Genomic DNA, 6,030 nt, shown 5'->3' with positions numbered 1-6,030 from the left:
GCTGCTGGTTCATCACCTCGTCGTATTTGAGGACGTTCTTGCGGATCTCGAAGTTCTGTTGCTCGACTTGGGTTTGCGCGCTCTTGATTGCGCGGGCCACCATCTTGGCCTCGATCGGCACGTCGTCGGGCAGGTTGAGCCGGTTGAGCATCGCCTCAAGGGCGGCGCCGTTGAAGCGGCGCATCAGTTCGTCGCCCAGCGATAGGTAGAACCGCGACTCGCCAGGGTCGCCCTGGCGACCGGAACGCCCGCGCAGCTGGTTGTCGATTCGCCGGGCCTCGTGGCGCTCGGTGCCCAGAACGTAGAGGCCGCCGGCCTCGATCACTTCCTTGGCCTCTCTGGCGGCATCGGCTTTGACGATGGGCAGCTCTTCGTGCCAAGCCTCTTCGTATTCGTCGGGTGTCTCCACCGGGTCGAGGCCGCGCTCGCGCAACCGATTGTCGGTGAGGAAGTCGACGTTGCCGCCGAGCACGATGTCGGTGCCGCGGCCGGCCATGTTGGTAGCGACGGTGACGGCACCGCGCCGGCCGGCCTCGGCGATGATGCCTGCCTCCTGCTCGTGGTATTTGGCGTTGAGGACGTTGTGGGGGATGCGACGCTTTGTCAGCAGCCGCGACAGGTACTCCGACTTTTCGACGCTGGTGGTGCCGATCAGCACCGGCTGGCCCTTCTCGTAGCGCTCGGCGATGTCGTCGACGACCGCGAGGAACTTGGCTTCCTCGGTCTTGTAGATGAGGTCGGACTGGTCGGCGCGGATCATCGGCTTGTTGGTCGGGATGCTGACCACCCCGAGCTTGTAGATCTCGTGCAGCTCGGCCGCCTCGGTCTGGGCGGTGCCGGTCATGCCGGCGAGCTTGTCGTAGAGCCGGAAGTAGTTCTGCAGCGTGATGGTGGCCAGCGTCTGGTTCTCGGCCTTGATCTCGACGTGTTCTTTGGCCTCGATGGCCTGGTGCATGCCCTCGTTGTAGCGGCGACCGTAGAGAACACGTCCGGTGAACTCGTCGACGATCAGCACCTCGCCGTCGCGGACGATGTAGTCCTTGTCGCGGTGGAACAGCTCCTTGGCTTTGAGCGCGTTGTTGAGGTAGCTGACCAGCGGCGAGTTGGCGGCTTCATAGAGGTTGTCGATGCCGAGCTGGTCTTCGACGAACTCGACGCCGATCTCGTGCACACCGATGGTGCGCTTGCGCAGGTCGACCTCGTAGTGGACGTCCTTTTGCATCAGCGGCGCGATGCGGGCGAACTCGGTGTACCAGTTGGTGCCGCCCTCGGCCGGGCCGGAGATGATCAGCGGTGTGCGGGCCTCGTCGATCAGGATGGAGTCGACCTCGTCGACGATGGCGTAATGGTGGCCGCGCTGGACGCACTCTTCGAGAGAATGCGCCATGTTGTCGCGCAGGTAGTCGAAGCCGAATTCGTTGTTGGTGCCGTAGGTGATGTCGGCGGCGTAGGCCGTTCGCCGCTCGTCGGGCCCCATCCCGGCCAGGATCACGCCGACGCCCAGGCCCAGGAAGCGGTGCACCCGGCCCATCCACTCGCTGTCGCGTTTGGCCAGGTAGTCGTTGACGGTGACGATGTGCACGCCCTTGCCGCCGATCGCGTTGAGGTAGGCCGGCAGCACCGAGGTCAGCGTCTTTCCTTCACCGGTCTTCATCTCGGCGACGTTGCCAAAGTGCAGCGCCGCCGCGCCCATCACCTGCACGTGGAAGGGGCGCTGGTCGAGCACCCGCCAGGCCGCCTCGCGGGCCACCGCGAACGCCTCGGGCAGCAGGTCATCAAGGCTTTCCCCGTCGGCGTGACGCTTCTTGAACTCGTCGGTCTTGGCCCGCAGCTCGGCGTCGGTGAGCTTGGCGACGTCGTCGGACAAGGAGTCGACATAGTCGGCGACCCGCGCGAGGCGCTTGACCATGCGACCTTCACCAAGGCGCAGCAACTTCGACAGCACAGCTATGTCCCCTGTGGGTAGGCGGAGTTTCGGGCGTACTCCATGGTAGGGGACGAGCTGCCGGACTCCCGATCCTCAGGCCAGCCGGATCAGGCCGTAGTCGTAGCCGCGTCGGCGGTAGACGACTGATGGCTTATCGGTCTCCTTGTCGTGGAACAAGAAGAAGTCGTGGCCGACGAGCTCCATCTCGTACAGTGCGTCGTCGACCGACATCGGTTTAGCGGGATGCTCCTTGACTCGCACGATCTGGCCGGGCTCATGGTCGGTGACGGGGGCGTCGTGGGTGTGCGACGCGGTTTCCTCGGGGTTGAACGCAGCTTCGTCGTCGTTGAACGCCGCTTCGGGGGCGGCCGCCGTTTTGGGGGCAGGTGCTGCAGCGGCGACGTCACATAACGCGACGGGGGTTTTGTCGCCGTAGTGGACTTTGCGGCGGTCCTTGACGCGTCGCAGGCGGTTCTCCAGCTTGTCGACCGCCGTCTCGAATGCGGCGTAGAAGCTGTTTGCGCAGGCTTCGGCGCGCTTCACCGGCCCCCGGCCGCGGGCGGTGATCTCGACGCGTTGACATGATTTGCGCTGACGTCGGTTGGGCGCATGTTTGAGCTCGACGTCGAAAAGATAGATAGAGCGATCGAGCCGCTCCAGGCGGGCGAGTTTTTGCGAGACGTAGACGCGGTAATGATCGGGGATCTCGACGTTGCGGCTCTTGACGACCACCTCAGCTCGGGGTGTCGGTTCGGCCTGCTCGTCTGTGTCGGCCAGTAACTGGCCGGAATCCACGGTTTGCCTTGCCATTCTTGACAACTCGTTTCTCTCGCGTCGCACGCATTTGCGTGCCCGGCTTTCAGATGCGCGCCGACGGGTTCACGGGTTTTATGCAGGCCGCCCGCCGGTGCAAGGGTGTCGAGAACTCACCTCCTACCGTTGTCGGCGACGTGGCACTTGATTCTCTAGATGAGCGCCGCCGTGAGGTGTTCACCGATGCTTGATTCCGACGGTAGCCCGTGTTCAGGTCCCAGTGCCAGTCCTTTCGTCCAGCTGTTGCGAGTTGTTCACGATTGCCCTAGGCGCCCTTATCAGGCGGCCGCGATCGCGAGCACGGCGGCGACGCGCACCCCAGCGGTGTGCAGGACACGGACCGACTCGCGCGCGGTGGTGCCGGTGGTGACGATGTCGTCGACCAGCAGCACCTCGTTGCTGGTCAGTCGCCGCTGACGCCGCAGCAGTACCCGGCCCGCGATATTGCGCTCACGCGCGCTGGTGCCCAGGCCGGCCGAGTCGCGGGCGAATTCCTTCATCCGCAGCGCCTGCATCACCGTGATGTTGGGATGGTCGGCGACCGCCGCGGCCGCCATGCGGGCGACGGGATCACCGCCGCGCCGGCGCGCCGCCGACTTGCGTGTCGGCGCGGGCACGATCGTCAATGGCGTCTCGACCATGCCCCAGGTGAGCAGCCGATGCAGTCCAACGGCGAGCGCGTACGCCAACGGTTGCACAAGGTCGGTGCGGCAGTGCTCCTTCATCGCCACGATCGCCTGCCTGCGGGCACCGGCGTAGCGGCCTAGTGCGAACACCGGTACCTGTGGGTCGACGCGCGGGCTCACCACCTGCGGCGCGTCGGGGGCCACGTCCAGCTCCTTCGCGCACGTTTGACACCAGCGCGTTTTCGGCGCGCCGCAGCCGCCGCATTCCAGCGGGAGGACGAGATCAAGCATGGGTGAATTGTGGTGGCGATGGGTGACAAGAGGTGCCGGATCGGCCAACTCGGTACTAACGCCCAGTGCCGAAGGCATGCGCACGCGCTACCGCCGAATTTTTAAGCGAGGCAGCTGGCAGCCCCAACGCACGCATCGAGAGCCTCATGGTCGTCCGTGAATGAACGGCTCCAGTAGTGCGCCTTTCGCGCTCAAGGCGGCGCTGGCATATTGGCTCTCTGCGACACAGAAGACGACTTCCCCTGAGCCGAAGCGTTGCCGGGCGCTGGTGGCCACCATCTCTCCCGATTCGACGGTCACCGTTAACCGCCTGCGATCGTCACTAAGTCGCGCCTAGCGGTTTGAAGGAAAGCAGCCATCCATAGCTCAAATCGAGGCGAAGCATGCCGTCTGCGCGAACGATGTCGATCGAAGTGAGCGTGTAGTAGTTATCGAAGGGCTTTCCAAACCAGCCGGTCGGTAACTGGATCCCGACCACGGTCCGGTCCTGTAGACGTCGAAGAACGCTCTGATAAGCCCCGACAGACTGTCCAAATCCATCAGCGAAGCCATTCCATTTGGGACTCTGAACCCTGGAGTGAACATGATCTGGTTGCCGCCGCCAATCGCCAAGGGAGCTCGCAGCAACTCACGTGCGGCTTCAAGCATCGCTCAGCTCACGGCCTGTTAAAACATCCTATTTAGCGGGCTGCGAATCTTTTAGTCCGAATCCTGTATGGTCGTTAGCTGTCTTGCTCACTTCTGTACTCAGTACCTGAAACATCATCCCAAAACTTTGGTGAGGTTTCCGCTGGACGGTCTTCCGGAGCCACCGCCTCTACTCGCTGCGGAAACTCGTCGAATAGTCTTCGTGCGCGCGCTAACTCTTCGTCTGTCGGCGCAGTACCGCCCGCTTCTTCAGGCTTCGAGAAAGTTTTACCCGCGATCTTCTTGCCCACTCGGAGAACTCCCATCGTTTTAACCGGTGCGCATACCACTTGCCTGAAAACGATTTTGTAGGTAACCGTCTGTGGCTCGTACAGCGAATAAGCCACTGGTGTTTGGCTTCCCTACCCCGTTTCAGCCATTCCGCTGACGCATTTTGCTTTAGACGATCAGCCGAATCGTGTGGCGCTATCTAACTCCACCTTAATTCCCTTCAGCTCCTGACAATCTTAATTTAGTCGACAATGCAGGGGAGGCCTTCGCACAACAAAGTATCTAACTCATCGTATGACAACAGCATGACGTTGACCATCGGCTCGCTAGACGTAGCGGAATAGGCGTAGACGGACGGTTCTGACTTAACCGAGTATTTATGAGTAAACCGACGGATTACATCGTGGGAGACGCCGTTACGGTCTGCAATGAACCTAACGATATTCTCGTCGACGTCACTGCTTTTTGCTATACCGTCGCGAACTCCAGCACGCTGCCACTGCTGGAACAGTGGCTCAAGGCCACATTCCTTCCGTAAGGAATCACCAATATCGGCGATAACATACTTTCCCGCATCCTCTAGACGAGAATACATCGATTTAATAGCAATGCCAGGAGATGTCCTGCGCTCCGTCCAAACAGTCAAGACCAGGTATCCGTTTCCAGACCGTTCGAGCGCTAACCCCCGCCAGTCGGGATACGGATAGCCATCCCGAAACCATAAACGACTGTCTGACCACTCAGCAGCATCGCCGCGGGTTGTGCCAACGGTGGAGAGCCATCGCTGACGCCACGTCTCGTAACGGTCAACCAATTCCCGCCAATAAGCCCGCTCGGAGGGAGTTGCACCGCTAAACTCATCGTTCATAACAACCCCTAAGGTCTTATTTCAGTGATTATGCCAGCATTTTCTAATTGTTCGACAGGGACGGGTTCTCCGGTGTACCTATCGATAACCACCCATTGGTCGCCGCCGCCCGGTTGGCCAAAAGCGCTCTTAGCTGGCCCATGTAGCACTTCCCATTCTTCCGGGATCGCCTTTCCAGTGCCTTCGAAAAGGTGGTATTGAGCGGCCAGACCGGGCGGTGTCCCCCGCTCCGCGAGGGGCGTTCCTTCGGGTGACATGAATGCTCCTCCGTTTGGCCCCACACGATCGAGGCGCATTTCCTTCGGGATGTGATCCATCACTTCGGGAGTTCCTGCGAATCCATTGTTTGGCGCCTGACCATCCCAATCCCAGCGCGGTTCGTCATGCGCGCCGGGGACGGTGAAGTCGCGTGCGAACTCCTCGGGAGTTCTACCGGCCAAAGGGTCGTAGCCATCAAGCACTTTCGGTGGCACGCCACCTTCAGCTAGCCGTGCAACCTCTCCCCCGGGATGATGCTCGAGCGCCGACAATGCGTCGCTGGGCGGATACGGGTAGTCGACACCTGGGACCTTCGGCTCAGGCACACC

7 protein-coding genes are annotated in these 6,030 nt (G+C 61.6%); all 7 read right to left on the bottom strand.

The genetic code is table 11. The features are described from left to right. A partial coding sequence (gene secA / locus VFA16_RS14275) for a preprotein translocase subunit SecA (RefSeq protein WP_324968446.1) occupies nucleotides 1–1,945 on the bottom strand: 1,945 nt, incomplete at its 3' end. Between the two features lie 75 nt (nucleotides 1,946–2,020). Beyond that, nucleotides 2,021–2,722 carry a ribosome hibernation-promoting factor, HPF/YfiA family gene (gene hpf / locus VFA16_RS14270; RefSeq protein ID WP_324968447.1) on the bottom strand — a complete coding sequence of 234 codons (702 nt, stop codon included), beginning with the start codon at nucleotides 2,720–2,722 and terminating at the stop codon, nucleotides 2,021–2,023. Nucleotides 2,723–3,018: 296 nt separating this feature from the next. Then, nucleotides 3,019–3,657, bottom strand: coding sequence for a ComF family protein (locus tag VFA16_RS14265; protein ID WP_324968445.1), 639 nt, complete (start codon nucleotides 3,655–3,657; stop codon nucleotides 3,019–3,021). Nucleotides 3,658–3,801: 144 nt separating this feature from the next. After that, nucleotides 3,802–3,957, bottom strand: coding sequence for a hypothetical protein (locus VFA16_RS14260; RefSeq protein ID WP_324968444.1), 156 nt, complete (start codon nucleotides 3,955–3,957; stop codon nucleotides 3,802–3,804). 422 nt (nucleotides 3,958–4,379) lie between these two features. Then, entirely contained in the window at nucleotides 4,380–4,595 is a 216-nt protein-coding gene (locus tag VFA16_RS14255; protein ID WP_324968443.1) for a hypothetical protein, read from the bottom strand. 221 nt (nucleotides 4,596–4,816) lie between these two features. Further along, on the bottom strand, nucleotides 4,817–5,443 hold the full coding sequence (locus VFA16_RS14250) for a hypothetical protein (protein WP_324968442.1): 627 nt from the start codon (nucleotides 5,441–5,443) through the stop codon (nucleotides 4,817–4,819). Between the two features lie 8 nt (nucleotides 5,444–5,451). Then, nucleotides 5,452–6,030, bottom strand: a 579-nt coding sequence (locus tag VFA16_RS14245) for a TNT domain-containing protein (protein WP_324968441.1), incomplete at its 5' end; no start/stop codon positions are given.

The organism is Mycobacterium sp., assembly GCF_035653355.1.
GTDB lineage: Bacteria > Actinomycetota > Actinomycetes > Mycobacteriales > Mycobacteriaceae > Mycobacterium.
This window is presented reverse-complemented; position numbering and strand designations above follow the sequence as displayed.